The 17,790-nt window shown below is 66.5% G+C and carries 16 protein-coding genes; 1 reads left to right on the top strand and 15 read right to left on the bottom strand.

Annotated elements, in window-relative coordinates; translation table 11 throughout:
* Nucleotides 1-88: 88 nt before the first annotated feature.
* On the top strand, nt 89-1,321 hold the full coding sequence (locus XCSCFBP4642_RS0105845; protein WP_029218982.1) for a multifunctional CCA addition/repair protein: 1,233 nt from the start codon (nt 89-91) through the stop codon (nt 1,319-1,321).
* A gap of 390 nt (nt 1,322-1,711) precedes the next feature.
* Here XCSCFBP4642_RS0105845 and XCSCFBP4642_RS0105840 read toward each other — a convergent pair whose 3' ends face one another.
* The 15 genes from XCSCFBP4642_RS0105840 to gspG form a co-directional block, all read right to left on the bottom strand.
* Nucleotides 1,712-4,354 (bottom strand): TonB-dependent receptor, encoded by a 2,643-nt coding sequence (locus XCSCFBP4642_RS0105840; protein ID WP_425480169.1) that lies wholly within the window; start codon nt 4,352-4,354, stop codon nt 1,712-1,714.
* An 825-nt stretch (nt 4,355-5,179) separates the two neighbouring features.
* Nucleotides 5,180-6,547, bottom strand: coding sequence for a S41 family peptidase (locus XCSCFBP4642_RS0105835; RefSeq protein ID WP_029218980.1), 1,368 nt, complete (start codon nt 6,545-6,547; stop codon nt 5,180-5,182).
* 323 nt (nt 6,548-6,870) lie between these two features.
* Entirely contained in the window at nt 6,871-8,025 is a 1,155-nt protein-coding gene (gene nagA, locus XCSCFBP4642_RS0105830; RefSeq protein ID WP_029218979.1) for an N-acetylglucosamine-6-phosphate deacetylase, read from the bottom strand.
* A gap of 2 nt (nt 8,026-8,027) precedes the next feature.
* Nucleotides 8,028-9,056: an SIS domain-containing protein gene (locus XCSCFBP4642_RS0105825; protein WP_029218978.1), complete on the bottom strand. Its 1,029-nt coding sequence runs from the start codon at nt 9,054-9,056 to the stop codon at nt 8,028-8,030.
* A 6-nt stretch (nt 9,057-9,062) separates the two neighbouring features.
* On the bottom strand, nt 9,063-10,130 hold the full coding sequence (locus XCSCFBP4642_RS0105820; protein ID WP_029218977.1) for a LacI family DNA-binding transcriptional regulator: 1,068 nt from the start codon (nt 10,128-10,130) through the stop codon (nt 9,063-9,065).
* Nucleotides 10,131-10,170: 40 nt separating this feature from the next.
* Nucleotides 10,171-11,448, bottom strand: a complete 1,278-nt coding sequence (locus XCSCFBP4642_RS0105815) for a sugar MFS transporter (protein WP_029218976.1) — start codon at nt 11,446-11,448, stop codon at nt 10,171-10,173.
* A gap of 43 nt (nt 11,449-11,491) precedes the next feature.
* Nucleotides 11,492-12,214 (bottom strand): GntR family transcriptional regulator, encoded by a 723-nt coding sequence (locus XCSCFBP4642_RS0105810; RefSeq protein WP_029218975.1) that lies wholly within the window; start codon nt 12,212-12,214, stop codon nt 11,492-11,494.
* Nucleotides 12,215-12,613: 399 nt separating this feature from the next.
* The gene (gene gspN / locus XCSCFBP4642_RS0105805; protein ID WP_033898057.1) at nt 12,614-13,330 is read right to left on the bottom strand and encodes a type II secretion system protein N; all 717 of its coding nucleotides are present in this window, start codon (nt 13,328-13,330) and stop codon (nt 12,614-12,616) included.
* Complete coding sequence (gene gspM / locus XCSCFBP4642_RS0105800; protein WP_029218973.1) at nt 13,327-13,779, bottom strand: type II secretion system protein GspM; 453 nt, start codon at nt 13,777-13,779, stop codon at nt 13,327-13,329. The genes gspN and gspM overlap by 4 nt, the downstream gene beginning before the upstream one ends.
* On the bottom strand, nt 13,776-14,870 hold the full coding sequence (gspL, locus tag XCSCFBP4642_RS0105795) for a type II secretion system protein GspL (protein WP_029218972.1): 1,095 nt from the start codon (nt 14,868-14,870) through the stop codon (nt 13,776-13,778). The genes gspM and gspL overlap by 4 nt, the downstream gene beginning before the upstream one ends.
* A complete protein-coding gene (gene gspK / locus XCSCFBP4642_RS0105790) occupies nt 14,867-15,859 on the bottom strand; it encodes a type II secretion system minor pseudopilin GspK (protein ID WP_029218971.1) in 993 nt (330 codons plus the stop codon). Before gspK ends, gspL begins: the two co-directional genes overlap by 4 nt.
* Entirely contained in the window at nt 15,856-16,458 is a 603-nt protein-coding gene (gene gspJ / locus XCSCFBP4642_RS0105785; RefSeq protein WP_029218970.1) for a type II secretion system minor pseudopilin GspJ, read from the bottom strand. Before gspJ ends, gspK begins: the two co-directional genes overlap by 4 nt.
* Nucleotides 16,455-16,832: a type II secretion system minor pseudopilin GspI gene (gene gspI, locus XCSCFBP4642_RS0105780; RefSeq protein ID WP_029218969.1), complete on the bottom strand. Its 378-nt coding sequence runs from the start codon at nt 16,830-16,832 to the stop codon at nt 16,455-16,457. The genes gspJ and gspI overlap by 4 nt, the downstream gene beginning before the upstream one ends.
* Nucleotides 16,816-17,259 carry a GspH/FimT family pseudopilin gene (locus XCSCFBP4642_RS0105775; RefSeq protein WP_029218968.1) on the bottom strand — a complete coding sequence of 148 codons (444 nt, stop codon included), beginning with the start codon at nt 17,257-17,259 and terminating at the stop codon, nt 16,816-16,818. Before XCSCFBP4642_RS0105775 ends, gspI begins: the two co-directional genes overlap by 17 nt.
* A gap of 66 nt (nt 17,260-17,325) precedes the next feature.
* Nucleotides 17,326-17,790: a type II secretion system major pseudopilin GspG gene (gene gspG, locus XCSCFBP4642_RS0105770; protein ID WP_029218967.1), complete on the bottom strand. Its 465-nt coding sequence runs from the start codon at nt 17,788-17,790 to the stop codon at nt 17,326-17,328.

Below are 17,790 nucleotides of genomic sequence, written 5' to 3'. Positions count from 1 at the left end.
CGTTGAACAGCGCGCTGGCGATGTCCGGACTGCTCATTACTGCTAAAGCACTCCTGTCGGGGTGCATCGCATCGGGCATCATGTGCGCATGAAGATCTATCTCGTTGGCGGCGCTGTCCGCGATGCCTTGCTCGGTCAGCCGGCCGGAGACCGCGATTGGGTGGTGGTCGGTGCCGATCAGGCGCAGATGCAAGCGCAGGGATTCAAGCCGGTGGGCAAGGACTTCCCGGTGTTCCTGCATCCGCGTAGCGGCGAGGAATATGCACTGGCGCGCACCGAGCGCAAATCGGGCCGGGGCTATCGCGGCTTCGTGGTGGATGCCGATCCATCGGTGACGCTGGAAGAAGATCTGCTGCGGCGTGACTTCACCATCAATGCCATTGCCCGCGACGAAGACAGCGGCGCGGTGGTGGACCCGTATGGCGGTACGCGCGATCTGCAGGCGCGCATCCTGCGTCATGTGGGACGGGCGTTTATCGAAGATCCCGTGCGCGTTCTGCGTGCGGCACGTTTCATGGCGCGGTTCGCCCCGCTTGGCTTTACGCTGGCGCCGGAGACCGCAGCGCTGATGCGTGAAATGGCGGCCAGTGGCGAGCTGGACAGCCTGGTGCCCGAGCGCGTCTTGCAGGAACTGCGCCGGGCGTTGAGCTGCACCCGGCCGTCGGCATTCTTGCGCACCCTGCACGACACCGATGCACTGCGCGTCATCCTGCCGGAAATCGATGCGCTGTACGGCGTGCCGCAGCGCGCCGACTTCCACCCGGAGGTGGATACCGGCGTTCACCAGGAGATGGTCAGCGACATGGCCGCACGTCTGGCGCCCGGCGATGCGCTGATCGGCTTTGCCGCGCTCACCCATGACCTGGGCAAGGCACTGACGCCACCTGAGCAATGGCCTCGTCACCTGATGCACGAGCAGCGCGGTGTCGACCCGCTGCTGGTGCTGTGCGAACGGCTCAAGGTGCCGCAGGACTATCGCCAGTTGGCCGTCACCGCCTGTCGCGAGCACCTCAACATTCACCGTCTGGCGGAACTGCGCAACAGCACCGTGCACGACTTGCTGGTGCGGTGCGATGGCTTTCGCCGGCCCGAGCGCATCGCGCAGCTGGCCCTGGTGTGCGAGGCCGACAAGCGTGGTCGCCTGGGCAGCGAAGAAACAGCCTACCCGCAAGGCGAACAGCTCAAGCGCCTGCATGCAGCAGCACTGGCGATCAATGCGCGCGACCTGGCCGCGACCGGCTTGCAAGGACCGCAGATCGGGCAGGCCTTGGCGAAGGCGCGGATTGCCGCAATCGCGGCGGTGCGCAACCACGCTCAATAAGGCCGCCTTCCGCGCATGAACAGCAGGCGCTCAACCGATGTGCACCATATGGCCTGTACAGGGCGGTGTCGTTCTTGGTGCAGGCCAAACCCGCCACAGCCAGGTGAGCGCGTCACTGGCTACGGGGGCGGCAGCAAGGAATTATGCATTGGCTTGCGCAGCAGCCCTCACATGATCTGCAGGAGCGGGGCCTCTTTCCGAATGCCCATAGACGATACGTGTCGCAAGTCCGCACCACGCAATGTGCATCTGGCAAGCCACCATGCAAGGTCTGGCAGGCCTCTACTCGATCGAACACCATGACCTGATGGCAGGCCGATACTGAGAGCCAAACCAGCATGCTCTGACCGTCCCAGGCAGCGCCTGCATTCGCGACGTCCCCGGCACTACTTACAGCTTGAAATTCAGGCTCAGCATGAACGACCGGCCGTTCTTGTAGAGGTAGTATGGCTGGTTCTTGTTGCCGATGTAGCTGAAGTAGGTTTCGTCCAGCAGATTGGTGGCTTCCAGCGCTACCCGCAGCCGCTCGGTGGCCTGGTAGCCGAACGAGGCATCGACCTGGGTGAAGGCATCGGTCATCTGCTGGCCGTTGAGCCGGCCGATCTGGGTGAAGTATTCCGAACGCCAGCCCAGGTTCACCCGCGCACTCCACTTGCCCTGCTCATAGTACGGGCTGATGTTGTAGGCGTTGCGCGAGTTGTACGGCAGGCTGTAGTCGCCGTCGGTATTGGAGTCGGAGTAGGTGTAGTTGGCCACCACGCCAAACCCGTTACCGAAGTTGTGCTGCAGGTCGAGCGCCACGCCCTGTACCTTGGCATCGCCGGCATTGGTGGGCACCGAGGTCTGATAGGTGCTCGACCCACCGGTGGCGTTGTTGAAGAACACCCGGTCTTCCACCGTGGTCAGGATGTAGTTGGAGATATCGCGCGAGAAGAACTCGCCGCTGAGCAGGCTGCTGTCGGCGAAATACCATTCCAGCGACGCGCCCAGGTTGGTGGACTCGTACGGGCTCAGGCCAGGATTGCCGGTGGAGGCGGTGAGCGTGGTGTCGTCGGTGGCCACGTACGGGGTCATGTTGGTGTAGCGCGGCCGCGCGATGACCTTGGAGGCGGCAAAACGCAGCATCAGGTCATCGCGCAGGTCATAGGCGATGTTGAAGGCCGGCAACCATTTGCCGTAGCTGCTGAGAAAATTGACCGGCGTGTAGTTGCCGCCCGGCGCATAGCTGAAACCATCGGTGGAATCGCGGGTATGCACGTAGCGCACGCCGATGTTGCCGCGATAGCGCTCGCCGGAGAAGTTGCCCTGCAGGAACCAGGCGCGGTTCTGCTCCTCGATGCTGTAATTGCCTGCGTAGCTGATCGGAAAACCGGCATCGCCTTCCAGATCACCGATGTAGCGACCGATCGCACCGCGACCGATGGTGGACCAGCGTTGCATGTCGGCGCTGGTGGACAAGCCATCCAGGTGACCGGGTGGCGTGGTGCCTGGCGAAAAATCCGCCAGCGTACTGCCATCGTTCGGCGCCCAGGTGCGGCTATAGGATGACTGTCCGGTGGCGTGGTTGGTGAGCTTGATGCCGGTAAGGATCTGCGTGAACGGCCCCCATTCCACCGCATGGTCGAAATCCAGCTGCAGGTAACGCTCCTTGTCGTACTGCGGGCTGTGGCTGGCCGAGACATTGTTGAGCTGCATCGCCGTCGTATTGGTCGGCTCGGTGCTGTAGTCCATCGCGGTGCGGCGCCCGTCGATGGTGTAGCTGTAGCCGGCCAGGTTGCGGAACTGGATGCCGTAGATGCGCTCGGCACCGCCTTGCGAGCTGGTGTAACCGACCTGGCTGGAGGCATTCCAGCCATCGCCATGCCAGTCGGCGCGCAGATGGATGCTGCCGGTGCTGACATCGCTGTTGCGCAGGTAGCCATCCAGGAACGTGGTGGACCGATCGCCGAAGGTCCCGGAGGTGGCCACGCCGTTTTCGAAGCCCAGCGCCCGTGCATCGCCGGGATTGGATCCCCAGTAGCCGTAGCGGCTCTGGTTGTAGTTGTCGAAATTTTCGGTGACGTACAGACCGGTCAGGTTGAGCTCGAAGTCGGCATCGGGCTTCCACTGCAGCGCAGCGCTGATGCCATCGCGTTTACGCGTCTGTTGGAACAACGCGATGTTGATCGAGATGGGAAACACGCCAGTGTTGTTGCCGACCGCCGCAGGCGGAAATGCGGCGCCGGCAACATCGTCGTAACCGAAGATCTCCACGCCTTCGCGGCGCAGCACGCGCTGGGAGTGCATCACCGAGGCCAGTATGCCGAAGGTCTCGTCCTGGTTCTTCCAGCTGTAGAGCGCGGAGGCGTTCGGCTTGCCCTCATCGGAACGATCGTTGTAGCCATAGCTCACTGTCCCGGTGAGCGTGTTGCGACCGAGCTCCAGCGGCTTGCGGGTGTGCACGATCACGGTGCCGCCGATGGAGCCTTCGTCGATCCGCGCCTCCGGGGTCTTGTAGACCTCCATCAGGCCCACCACTTCCGGCGCCAGCGTGCTGTAGTTGAACGAACGGCTGTCCGGGTCGTTGGGGTCGCCACCCCAACTGGTGGAGGCGATGGTCTGACCGTTGAGCAGGACCCGGTTGAGCGCCGGATCGGTCCCCAGGATGCTGACCTTTTCGCCTTCGCCGAACTGACGATCCACGGTAATGCCGGAGAGCCGCGATAGGGATTCGGCCACGTTGGTATCGGGGAACTTGCCGATGTCTTCGGCACTGATCGCATCCACGATCGCGTCGGCATTGCGCTTGACGTTGAGCGCCTTGCCCAGGCTGGCCTGGTAGCCAACGACCTTGATTTCGTCCAGCGTGGAGACCGACGGATTGGTCGGCGGTGCCGCAGTGGCTTGTGCAGGCGGCGATGAAACCGGCGCTGGTGCGGGCTGCTGTTGCGCGAACGCTGGAAGCGCCTGCGCGCCACTCAGCGCGGCGCCACCGATCAGCAGCGCGCGAACCGCAACACCCAATGGCGCGCGCGGCGGCGATTGGCTGCGCACGACAATGTGCGATGACGCGCCTGCGCCCCCTCTCGGCCCGGCGATCGCAGCGGTGGGCAAGCGCCTCGCGGGAACAGCAGGCGACACCGAAGCGCAACGATCAGGCGCAGCGATTGGCTGCGCGGCAGAAGTGCAGATTGCATCGACAGACAACGACAACAGACGGGGAAACAGCATTGCATTGACCTCGTGGCGGAGACGTCAGGCCGCAACCGATCGGTTGCACTGGAGCGCGGCGCGCGCGGTGCTGCACTCCGTCCCCTGCGCCGGAATGCAAGCAATGACCCACACGCGCATTCCGCGTGCAGACCGGACTACCAGACCGCAGCACGGGCGGCTGGTAACGAAGTGATCGAATGGAACAGGCTCCTGTTCGCTGACAACGTTATCAGCGAAGGTGCCTTCCGATAGTGGCACTGTCAACCAGTGGTCAGAAATGCCTGGATTTATGCGAGATACGCTGTGGTCGCCGTCGATAACGGAATAGCAGCGTGACCTATCGCAGTCCTGATGGCTGCACATGCAGACCACTGCGCCAGGCAGCGTGACGTGGAAAGGCTGCGCAGCGAAATGTTGCGATGCAAGACGTGGTGGTTGCGGGGTGTGGTACGCGAGCTGATGCCTCACTCAATGGTTTTGGCTCGCCACGCCTAAACTATGCAAGCGTGGATGCTCGCCATGGTGCCGATACCCACCTGATGCGGTCATGACACGCGATTGGCATCAATTCGTTCGCGCAAGCTTCCGCGGAAGGTCGCCTCTCCGCACGCAGCATGCACACAGCACACTGACGCTGCTGCGATCACCTGTCGACGGGTATCGGAATCAATGCGTTTGCGCGCACCGCTGCGTCCGCAGCCACTGCGCCGCCGCAGCGATGGCATCGACCTGCGGGTCCAGCGCCACGTCCGGTTGCAATGCGCCATCCAGACGCTGTGCATTGCGGTCCTGCGTCGCACTGCTGGCAATTGCAAGAACGCCGCCACCGGGCAGATCGACCGAGCGATTGCTGGTGGTCTGCCCCGCACTCGCTTGGCCGAAGCTACGCGTTGCCGGGTGGCCACGGAATGCGATGGCGACCATCTCGCCCGCGCTTGCCGTGTGTGGCCCGATCAGCAGGGCTACCGGGCGCTCGGTTTGCGACGCGCGCGCGCCGGCAGTCGGCCTCGCATGCCAGGGCGTCTGCCGCCCTGCTGAGTCGACGAAGTACCCGAGTGACTGGTCACCCAGCAACGATTGCAACCCATTGACCATCGGCCACATCGTGCCGCCGGTGTTCTGTCGCAGATCGATGACCCATCCGCAGCGCGCTTGCGCTGCCATGCCATCCAGCGCGGCGGCAAGCGCACGTTGATAGGCGCCCCTGACATCACCGGACGAGGTCATCAAGCCAGTCACCTCGACATAGCCCACATCCGGCGGCAGCAAGCGTGCCTGCACTGCGGGTCGCGCGGCGGCGCGCGCCTCCATCTGGCGCCGCGCCGTGGGGCGCATCAGGAAGCTGTGGCCGTCATCGAGCTCGGCGATCAGCGCATCGATGGCGGCGTACGCGTCGGCTTCGCGCATGCCTGCGGCCTGCGCGCGCAGCTGTGGCTCGCGGGTGGCCCAGTCGATGCGGGTGCGCTGCAGTGCGTGGTCACGGATGGCCGGGATGGCAACGTCGAGGATCGCGGACGCCGGTGCAGCATCAACGATGGCCTGCGCCATCAGACGCAAACCGGTCACCTCGACCGCACCGTCCCCTCGCAGCACCACGCCGACTGCCAATCGACTTGCTTGCGAGGGAATCTGCATCGCAATGCGACGTTGTGCCTGGGCATTGCCACTTACCCGATCAGCCTGCGAGGTTTCGAATGCCAGGACCTTGCCTTGCGCATCGACTGCGCGCATCCACAGGTTTGCACCCTGCATCGCTTGAGATGCCTGCAAAAGGCCGTCCAGCGCCAGCGACTGACCCCGCAGCGCAGCGGCATCCAGTTGCACGGCCACTGCACCGAAGGCGGCCGTGCGATTGGCAGCGGCGGTCAGACGTAGCCGGGCGCCCTCGGCCGCCTGCACATCCCCCTGCGCTACCTCCAATCGGTAGTCCGTGCCGCCGGCAACCAGCTGCCAGGGTGCGGCAGCGGCAGCGGTCGCGTGCATGCAAAACAGCAACCACCCCACCCACCACCAGCGCATCCGTGCGTTGCTCATCGGTACTGCCTTGTCCTTGAGTTGATGCCGACTCTAGCAGCCACGGCGTGCCCCGGGTGGATGGCAGCGCCACCCACCTCGCAGCCACCATGATTCGGCCGCTGATCCGCACGTAACGGCAACGGCACCGCAACCCGTCCGGAGGGGTGCCTGGCAGGCATTGCCGCTGCTGTAACTACCGCAATGCCTGAACACCCATGCCGGGAGCTAAGGACGCTTCAACGTCAGCACTACACCCGGACACGCCAGACGTCATTGCCACCTGCAGACACAGCCCATGGGATGTACCTGCCCGAAAGCAGGCGCCACCATCATGCGTGCCCTCAGTCGCGCTGCCCGGCCACCCAGGTGCCCAGCACCTGCACATTGGCGTCCACCAGCACCAGATCGGCCTGGTAGCCGGGTGCGATGCGGCCCAGACGCTCGCCCAGGCCGATGCACTGCGCCGGATAGGTGGACGCCATGCGTGCGGCTTCGGCCAGGTCCACGCCCAGCCAGCGCACGCTGTTGCGCACGGCGGTGGCCATGTCCAGCGCCGAGCCGGCAAGAGCGCCGTCGGCATTGCGCACCACCCCATCCACCGCAGTGATGGTTTCGCCATAGAGGTCGAAGCTGGGGCTGTCGCTGCCGACCATCGGCATGGCGTCGGTCACCAACAGCAGCTTGCCGCGCGGTTTGGCCGCCAGCGCCACCCGCAGGCTGGCCGGATGCACGTGCACGCCATCGACGATGACGCCGCACCACACGTCGGGATCTTCCAGCGCGGCGCCCACGGCATTGGGCTCGCGCCCGGCCAGTTGCGACATCGCGTTGTACACGTGCGTGAAGCCGCTGACGCCGGCAGCGATGCCATCGCGCGCCTGTTCGTAGGTTGCCGCAGTGTGGCCGGCGAACACGATTGCACCGCCAGCCACGAACGCACGGATGTCCTCCACCGGCACGCGCTCGGGGGCGAGCGTAATCAGGGTGACGCCATTGTCCAGCGAGGTATCGACGGCGATTTCATACGCGTCCGGCAAACGGAATTTGTGCGCGTCGTGGGTGCCTTTGCGCGCGGGGCTCAGGTAGGGCCCTTCCAGATGGATGCCAAGCACGCCGGGCACGCCTTGTGCGATGGCCTGGCGGGTGGCTTCGATCGCTTCGGCCATCACTTCGGCGGTGTCGCTGATCAAGGTCGGCAGCATGCCGGTGGTGCCGAAGCGGCGGTGTGCTGCCGCGATGGTCGCCAGCGCCTGCGGGTTGCGGGCGTTGTTGAGCAATACCCCGCCGCCGCCGTTGACCTGGATGTCGATGAAGCCCGGCAGCAAGGTGGCGCCGCCCAGGTCCACGCGCGTGTGCGCCTGCGCCACACGTACATCGCCGGCCGGCACGACCGCCTGGATCTGCGCACCGTCCAGCAGCACGGCCAGGTCATCCTGCAGACCGCCGTCGGTCAACACACGTGCATTGCACAGCGCTTGAATCGGGGAAGCATCCATGTTCAAACGGTTTCCGTGACCTTGTTCAAGTGCGGCGGCAGATCGGGATGATGGCCGCGCTGCAGTGCCAGCGCATTGATCGCGCGATAGAAGCTCTGCACGGTCAGCAGCGGCGCACACACCGGGTGCGCGGCCTCTGCCAACGGCAGATCGCCATCGGGCGCGGCCAGCCACACCTGCGCACCACGTGCGCGGAATTCTTCGGCCAGCGCGCGCGTGCCGGCACCGGTCTCGTCGGGCTGGGCGAACACCAGCACCGGGAAACCCGGGCCAACCAATGCCATCGGCCCGTGTCTGACCTCGGCCGAGCTATAGGCCTCGGCATGCAGGCCGCAGGTTTCCTTGAACTTCAGCGCCGCCTCCTGCGCCGCGCCCAGGCCCAGGCCGCGGCCGAGCACGAACAGGTTATGCGCAGGGGTCAAACCGGTGGTCAGTGCGGACCAGTCGGCCTGCCAGGCGCTGCGCAGTTGTTGCGGCAACGCATCCACTGCGGCGAGCAGTGCGGGGTCGTTTTTCCACACGGCGCCAAGGTGCAGCACCGCCGCGAGCGAGGCGAGATAGCTTTTGGTGGCGGCAACGCTTTTTTCCGGGCCGGCACCAAGCGCAATCACCACATCGGCCAGCTGCGCCAGCGGCGAATCTTCCACGTTGACCAGCGCGACCACGCGTGCACCGGCGGCCTTGGCGGCTTCGGCATTGCGCAGCAGATCCGGGCTCCTGCCCGATTGCGAAATCACCATATACAGCGCGCCGCGCAGCTGCAGCGGTGCGGCATACACCGAGCCCACCGACGGCGACGCAGAGGCGGTAACAATGCCCAGCTGCGTCTCGAACAGGTACTTGGCATACGTGGCGGCGTGATCGGAGCTGCCGCGCGCGCAGGTCACCACGAACGGCGGCGGGTTATCGCGCAGCGACTGCGCCAGCGCGGCGATGGTGCCGGCGTTACGCGCGAACTGTGCGGCCACCACATCGGCGGTCTGTGCCGCCTCGCGGAACATCAGGGTATCGGTTTCCTGGGGGAGGTTCATCGGAGCTCAGGCGGATTCGGGGGGAAGGGGCTTGCTGGCCGGCGTCTGCGCCGGTGCGGTGGAGCCGCGCACCACCAGCTGCGGCACGAAGCCGCGGTTCTGCAGCTGCGCGGGTTGGTCATCGTAGGCATCGCTGCGCAGCTGGCTGATCAACAGGCGTGCGGCGTGCCGCGCGATGTCGTCGGTGGCCTGCTTGGCCGTGGTCAGCGCCGGCCACGACTGCCGCGAGAACGGGCTGTCCTCGAAGCCGGCGATCGACAACTGGTACGGCACGTTCATGCCGGTGGACTTGGCTGCGGCCAGCACGCCGGCGGCGATTTCGTCGTTGCTGCCGAAGATGGCGGTGGGCGGCTCGCGCAGCGACAGCAACCGACGCGCGCCACGGAAGCCATCGTCGAAGGTGTAGTCGCCGGGAATCACCAGGTGCTTGTCCAGGCTGATGCCGTAATCCTTCAACGCGGCCTCGTAACCGGCGTAGCGCTCGCCGCTGGAGCGATGCTGCGGGCCGCCCCACAGGAAGCCGATGCGCTGGTGGCCGAGCTGGATCAGATGCTCGGTGATTTCATACGCGGCATCGCGGTCGTCGATATACACGCACGGGCCATCGCCCGGATCGTCGGTGGCGGCGATGATGCGCACGCTTTTGATACCGCGCGCGGCCAGACCGGCGAGCAGCTCGGGGCGCTCGGACATCGGCGCGGTCAGCACCACGCCAGCCAGGCGCGAGCGCTGCACCCACTCGGCCAGTTCCTCGGCCAGCAACGGCGAGGTGGAATCGCAGGGATGGATCTGCAATCCGAAGCCGGTTTCGCGGCAGGCGGCGAGCACGCCGTTCTGGATGCCGATGATGTGGTACGGGTTGGGGTTGTCGTAGACCAGGCCGATCACGAACGGCGTGCCGCTGCGCAGGTTGCGCGCAGACGGATCGGGTTCGTAGTCGAGATCGGCGATGGCGCGCAGCACGCGCGCGCGCGTGGCCTGCATCACCGAGGGCTCGTTGTTGATCACCCGCGACACGGTCTTCAACGAGACCTTGGCGCGCTCGGCGACGTCTTTGATGGTGGGCCTGCGCATGGGTATGCCTTGGTCGTCGGAACGCATCATGCCGCGTCGCTCACTTGGCCTGGGCCGGCAGGCCCACGCGGTGACCGCGCAGCGAATAGAACAGGATGTACAGATAGCACGGCACCATCAGCGCAGCGAACACGACCTGGAAGTCGTAATGCTGTTTGAGGATGGCGAACAGCTGCGGAATGATCGCGCCGCCGGCAATGCCCATGACCAGCAACGCCGAGCCGATTTCGGTGAGACGGCCGAGCCCGCGGATGGCCAGCGGAAAGATCGCCGGCCACATCATTGCGTTGGCAAAGCCGAGCGCGGCGACAAAGCCCACCGACACGTAGCCATGGGTGAACAAGGCGCCCAGCGAGAACAGCACACCCAGCACCGCCGACACGCTCAGGTAGCGCGCCTGCGAAATGACAGTGGGGATCAGCACCAGGCCGGCGATGTAGCCCATCAGCATCGCGCCCAGCGTGTAGGAGGTAAACAGCTTGGTGCTGTCCAGCGGCAGGTTGAACCCATGCCCGTAGGTGCCGATGGCATCGCCGGCCATCACTTCCACGCCCACATAGACGAACAGGCACAGCACGCCCAGCCACAGATGCGGAAACTGGAAGATGCTGTGCTTCTGCACGCCGGTCTTGGCGCCGGGCGTGGCATTGGCCTCGGACGCCTGGAGTTCCGGCAGTGGCGAGAACAGCACGCCGATGGCCAGCAACAGCAGCACGCCGGACATCACCAGATACGGTGCGTGGATCTTGGCGGCAAACGCTGTGAGCAAGGTTTCCTTGGTCGCTGCATCGGCGCTGGCCACCTGCGCGGATAGATCGCCGATGCCGTGCAACACCAGCGAGCCGATCAGGATCGGCGCCAGGATGCCGGCGATCTTGTTGCAGATGCCCATCAGCGCGATGCGGCGCGCCGCGCTTTCGATCGGCCCGAGAATGCTGATGTACGGGTTGATCGCGGTCTGCAGCAAGGCCAGGCCGCTACCGATCACGAACAGCCCGCCCAAGGCGCCCGGATACCAGCGCTGGGTGGCGAACTGGCCAAAGCCCGCCGCGCCCACCGCCATCACCACCAGGCTCAGCGCCAGGCCCTTCTTCATGCCGGTGCGCTTGAGAATCCACGACGCCGGCAGCGCCAGGAAAAAGTACGACAGGTAGAACACCATCAGCACCAGGAAGGCGTTGACCTCGTTGAGATCGAACGCCAGCCGCACGAAGGTGATCAGCGGCCCGTTGATCCAGGTGAAAAAGCCGATGATGAAGAACAGCACGCCGACGATGGCGATCGAGACAACGGGATTTGCGGGCCTGGCAGTAGTCATGGATCGGCTGGCTCTGAAGTTGTCGTGGGGGAGGCCGTTGGCGTCAGCGGCGCAGTTCGGCGACGAAGTCGTAGAAGTCGTTGTGGCAATAGGTGTCGGTCAGTTCGATCGCGCTGCCGTCGCGGGCGTAGCCCACGCGCAGCACGTGCAGGATCGCCTCGCCGGTCTTCATGCGCAGATGTTCGGCCAGCCGTGCCGGCAGGTTGATCGCGCGGAAGTACTGCAGTGCGCGCACCACCGGGGTGCCTTGCGCATCCAGATAGCTGTAGAGCGAATCGCCCACCTGCTGTGGGTCGGCCACGATGCGCTGCGGCAGCACGGCATGTTCGTAGGCCATCACGCGGTCGTCGGCGCTGCGCAGACGCGTCAGCGAGGCCACCGATGCGTCCGGGGACAGGCCCAGCCGCAAGATCTCTTCGCCGTGGGCCGGGCGCAGGCGCCGCTCCAGCCAGCGCGTGCCCGGCTCGTAGCCCTTGATGCGCAGCGTCTCGCTGAAGCTGGTGAGGCCGCTGAGCTGGTGCTGGATCTGGGTGGTGACGAAGGTGCCGGCGCCCTGCCGGCGCGACACCAGGCCTTGTTCGACCAGCACGTCGACCGCCTGGCGCAGGGTGACCCGCGAGATCTGCAGGCGCTCGCACAGCTGGCGCTCGGCCGGCAGCGCCTCGCCGGCCTTCCATCGACCGCCACGGATGGCATCGGTGAGCTTGCCGGCCAGTTGCAGGTACAGCGGGGTCGGCGCGGACGCGTCCAGGTGCAGCTCGTCCAGTCGCTTGTCGGCGTCCGCCTTGGCCTTGGCCATCGTTGTTCCGTCCGCCCAAATTCGATAGGTCCAATATAGTACCAATCGGCGGCAGCGCACCAGCCCCGATGCGTCAGGGACTGACAACGCTGCGATTCGGCAGGGATTTCATGCTCGGGCTGACCAGCGCACTGGTATGAAATGCCGGGACGGTCGCCCATTGGTCTGCCTGATGCCACGGTGGCGAGGCCGGGCGAGGCGGCCTGCCAAGACAGTGACCATGGCGGGCGGAACCGGGATTCAGACCACTTGCATCGCGGTGTCGGCAGCAGAATGACGGGGGAGACCCTGCCCGACCGCGCGCTACGCCATGCACGTGTCGCTATCCCTCACTGCACCGCTGGCCCATCGGCCCTGCAGGCAGATCTACAGCTGCCCTTCGTCGCGCCGTACCAGCCAGCGCTCCGGCGTCTGCATAAAGCCGAGCAATGGCAGGCCCAGCTGCAGGGCGGTGTCGGGGCCTGGCTCGACCTGGGTGCGCCACTGCCAGCGGCCATCGCGTTGCAGGCGCAGTTCGGCATTCAACTGCACGCCATCCGGCAGGCCGCCATCGGGGGCGAGTGCCAGCACCACTGCATCGTCCACGCAATGCGGGCTGCCGCGCAGGCGCAGCGGCAGCAACCCGGCGGCCTCGCCGCGCTCGCTGGGCACGATCTGCATGGCCACATCGCCGCCGGCCTGGACGCAGCGGGTAGTGTCGAAGACTGCGCGAACATCGCGCAGATCGATCGACAGGTCCATCAGGCTCACCCCGCCTGGATTGCGTAGCAACAGCCGGCCATTGGCCTGCTCCACGCCCTGCCGTGCGCCCTGCAGGGCCACCGCGTGCACGGTGGCCGAACGCAACTGCACCTGGCGTTCGCCACGCAGCAGCGGCAGCGCACGCAGGCGCACGCCGACATCGCCCAGCTGCAGGCTGTTCCAGCGCACCTCGCGCAAGGTGCCGTTCCAGATCGAGCCCTGTGCTTCCAGCGCGGAAAATGGCAGGCGCTGCGCAGGCAACAGCAGACGCAGCGACAGGGTGGCGATCACAGCCGTGGCAAGCACCAGCATGCCCAGCAGCGCCCAGCGCAGTGCCCTCATGGCGCGATGCCCTGCAAGGTGATGTGCGCTTGCAGCTGGCCATCGCGGCGGGTGATATCGAGCTGGGTCGGCGCCAGATGATCGCGCTGACGCAGCTGTTCCAGCCACGCGAACAAGCTGGCACTGCTCACCCTATCGATCTGCAGGTCCAGCGTCCCGGTGGGGCTGACGCGGTGATGGGTGATGGCGATGGTGGCCTCGCGGGCGCTGCGCAGAATGCGCTCAAGGGGGACTGCCGTCACTGTAGCGGCGCGGTGTGAAGCACGCGCAGCGAGCAGCGTTTCGGCGGCATGGTCATAACGGGACTGGGCACGGCCCTTCCAGTGCCGCAGCGGCACCAACAGCGCGTACCACCCCACGAAGGCCGCCACGGCCAGCAACATGATCGCCAGCATGCCGCGCTCACGCGGCGCACGCGCCTGCCACCAGGCCTGCATGCGTTGATTCATCGTGGCGGTTCCAGCTGCAAGGTGGTACGCAGGCGCCCGTCCCGGGATTCGCCCGGCGATGGTTGCAGCTGCCAGCCGGCAGCATGCAAGTGGGAGCTGACACTCTGCAGCTGCGCCGCATCGGCATGCAGCACGGCGATGCGTATCGCGCCGGCATGGTGGTACGCCAGCACATCCAGCTCCACGCCCGGCACCGACTCCACGGCGGAAAAAACGGTTGCCAGGCGCGAGGCGAATGCGTCCGGCGTTGCAGCGCTGGCCTGCGCTGCGGCCGCGTCGGATGGCCCCTGGGGATCATCCTTGCCCAGCAGCGCGGCAGTGCGCCGCTGCAGCAGCTGCGCCCCGATCTCGTAGCGCAGGGTCTGCGCAAGCACCAGCAACACCGGCGACAGCAACAACAGCGCAACCAGCAGCGTCAGCGTGCGCCTGCGCAGGCCGGCGCGCTGGCGGGTGACCACCGCAAAGCCTTGCTGGCGCAGATCGATCGGCGCGATGGCGGCATGCCGGGCGAACTGCGCGATGACCCGCTGCGGATCCGGGTCCAGCGGCAGCGCAGGCGCGATGGGGAGTGCGGCAATCAGCACCTGTGCAAGCGGCGGCTCCAGGCTGCAGGCCAGACGCGGGCCGCGCAGCAGCCAGCGCCCGTCCCACTGCAGCAGTGTCGGCGGTTGCTCGGCGGCCGGCACGGCCAGCAGCAGACACTCCGGCACCACCGCATCGGGAACGATCCCCACGCCTGCAGCGCGCTCCAGCCAATGCTGCATCACCACCGTGTCCACCGCCGCGACCAGATGCATGCCATCGGCCTCCGGCTGCGTGGCAATGGCCACGTGCAGGGCCTGCACGTCCACTGCCAGGTGCTCGGCCAATTGCAGGCGCGCGGCGGCCACCGATTGCGCCATGCTGCGCCCGGGCAAGGCCATCCAGCGCAGCTGCACATCGGCGCCGGGCACCACCAGCACGCTGCGTCCAGGAGGCGCGGGCCGTGCGTTGCATTCGCCTTGCCATACCACCTGCCCGTGCGCATCCACATGCACGACGGTTGGCGGCGTTGCCGTGTCGGCCGGCAGCAGCACCAGCGTGGTCATCATGCGTCGGGGCTCCATTGGCGTGCCACCAGCCGCACGCGGCCGGCCGGGTCTTGCTGCAGCAAGGCTTCGAGCATGACCTGCGCACCGGCATGCTCGACTTCGCTGACGAGGGAAAAATACGTGGTGCGCAACTGCACCTGCTGCAGCACTGCGTTCGACGGTGCGACGTGCAGCAGGGCGGGCGTGTTGAAGAACACCACCGGATCGCGCCATCCGCCGGCCGGGCGTGCCGCGATCACCCGGCGTGCGGCCGTCAGTTCCAGCCGGCCTTCGGTCAGCGCCACCAGCACCGGCGCATCCTGCAGGCGCAGGGTGTTGATGTTGACCGGCGACAGCCGCCCTTCCGGTAGCGCACACAGATAAGGCTGCAGCAGCGTGATGCGTGCGGGGGTGTAGCCGGCGATGGCACCCAGCTCGCTGACACCGGCCAGCAGGGTCGCACCGGTCCGCAGCGGCGCTGCCGAATGCAGATAGTGCTCGTCTTCCGCGCCGTGTGCGCCGGGTTGGCTGTCGCTGTCGATCCAGTCCACCAGCGCATCGGTCAGCGCCTGCGCCTGTGGCGGCGTGATGCCCAATGCCTCCAGCAGGGCCTGGTATTGGCGCGCACCGTCGTCGCTGCGCTGCCATTGCTCGGGCGCGCCGGCCACCACGCTATTGAGGTTGAAACAGCTGCCACGGTCGCGCAGCCGTACGCTCACCCTGCCATCGTCCAGCGGGAAGGTGACCGGTTGATCGTTCCAGCCGCCATCCAGCGTGGTGCGCAGCGGGTCGCGTCTGGCCAGTGCCTGCAGGCGTTGCCGCGCGAGGGTCTCGCTCCCCAGCGCATACCACTGCGCCTGCGTCATCGCCTCGCCATTGCCGCTACGGCGCAGGCCAAAGCGCAGGTCGTCCAGCACCGCGACCATCAGCAGCGTCATCACCGCCACCAGCAACAATACCGTCAACAATGCGACGCCACGTTGCCGCGCAGGTGCATGCAACGCCCTCATGCGCGTCCCTCCGGCAGCAGGAACACTTGCCGCACACGTCCCCATTGCTCCATGTCCAGCTCCAGCGAGATGGCATCCGGCAGCGCTTCCAGCCCGCCGCTCCAGCCATCGCTCCATTGCGCACGGTAATGAAACGCCACCACCGCCGAGCGCACGCCGCGCAGCAGCACCTGCGGCGTTGCGGCCGCCGCACCATCCAGTGCCGGTCGCGCACTGCGCTCCAGGCGTCCTTCGACCACGCGGTACTCCACATATTGCAGCGAGGCGCGTGCCAACCGATCCGGATTGCTCCAGCCGCGCCGCACGAAGCCGAACAACGGCCCCTGGGTTCCCGGCGCACTGGCGATGAAGGCCGTGCGCGCGGCGCTGCCATCGCCATTGCGCGTGCGCCGCACCGCGGCCTGTTGCAGATCGCTGCGCAGCAGGCCATGGGCCAGCTGGAAATCGCGCACCTGCTGCAATCGTTGGCGGACCGTATCGCGTTGATCGATGCTCTGGCGCATCACCACCACCGCCGCAGCTGCCACCAGCGCGAACACCGCCAGCGCCACCAGCAGCTCGATCAGGGTGAAGCCGCCCGCGCGAGGTGGGCGGCTCATTGCACGCTCCGCAACACGCTCAGGCTGGCGATTTCCTGCGTCTGGCCTGCGGCACGCACCTGTACCTCGAGACGCACCATGCCGGCGCTGGCCGGCACGGCCTGGCGCTGCCAGTCCCAGCTGCGGCCACCCAGCAGTTCCTGCCCGTGGGCAGGCGCCAGCGCAGCGGCGGTGGGTGCAAGCATTGCCTCGATCGCCTGGTTTTCTGCCACCACGGCCGCCATTGCGCGTTCTTCCAGCACCACCGCCGTGCGCATGCTTTCGCCGGAGAGATTCAACGGCCCCACCACCGCCATGCCGAAGATGGCCAGTGCGACCATCAATTCCAGTAGCGCAAAGCCGGCCGCGGCCTGGCGACTATCGACGCGGCGCATCGACCCGTACTCCGCCGGCGGCATCGACCAGCACCTGTAGCTGTTGCTGCCCGTCGGCCAGGGCGATGCGTTGCGGCGTGGCCGCCCCGGTGGGGTCGAAGCGCACGCTCAGCTGCGTGGCACCGGCTGGTAGTTGCGCCTGCACACCGGCCGGCCAGCGTGTGGCGACGAGCGGTTTTTCGTCCAGCGCCACCCACTGCTGCCGCGCCTGACGACGGAACGCGTAGCCGCCGGTATCGACGATCACCTCGACCATGCGCAGGCTCAGGATGGCGTCGTCGCGCGCGTCGATCAGCGCGCTGGCCAATCCATCGGCCTGGTCGTGCAGATCGCGCCGGGTGTCGGGCAGCGTCATCACCACCAGCGTGCTGGCCAGCGCGGTGATGACCAGCACGGCCAACATCTCCAGCAAGGTGAAACCACGCATGCCCGTACGCCGGTGGCCGAGTACGCATCGCTGCACGATGACGGGTGCGGTCGGCACGCGCGTGTCTCAGCGCCAGTTGCCGATGTCGGCGTTGTCGGCATCGCCGCCTTGAGCCCCATCGGCACCGAAGGAATACACATCGAAGCCGCCTGTGCGACCCGGGCGGCGATACTGGTACGCATGCCCCCAGGGGTCTTCGGGCAAGCGGCGGATATAGCCGCCTTGCCGGTAGCGCTCCGGCCGGGCCAGACCGCCCGGCGCGGTGAGCAGGGCCTGCAGGCCCTGTTCGGTGGTGGGATAGGTGAGGTTGTCCAGGCGATAGGTTTCCAGCGCCTGCTCCAGCACCGCGACATCGGCGCGCGCCTTCTCGACCATGGCGCGGTCCTGGCTGGGCATCACGTTGATCATCACCACGGTGGCGAGCAGGCCGATGATGACGATGACCACCATCAACTCGACCAGGGTGAAGCCGCGCGCGCGACTGCGCAGCGGACGCGCGCCGGCAGAGGCAAGAGACTGGATGGACTGCAT

Origin of the sequence: Xanthomonas cassavae CFBP 4642, assembly GCF_000454545.1 — a bacterium.
Classification (GTDB): domain Bacteria; phylum Pseudomonadota; class Gammaproteobacteria; order Xanthomonadales; family Xanthomonadaceae; genus Xanthomonas; species Xanthomonas cassavae.
This window is presented reverse-complemented; position numbering and strand designations above follow the sequence as displayed.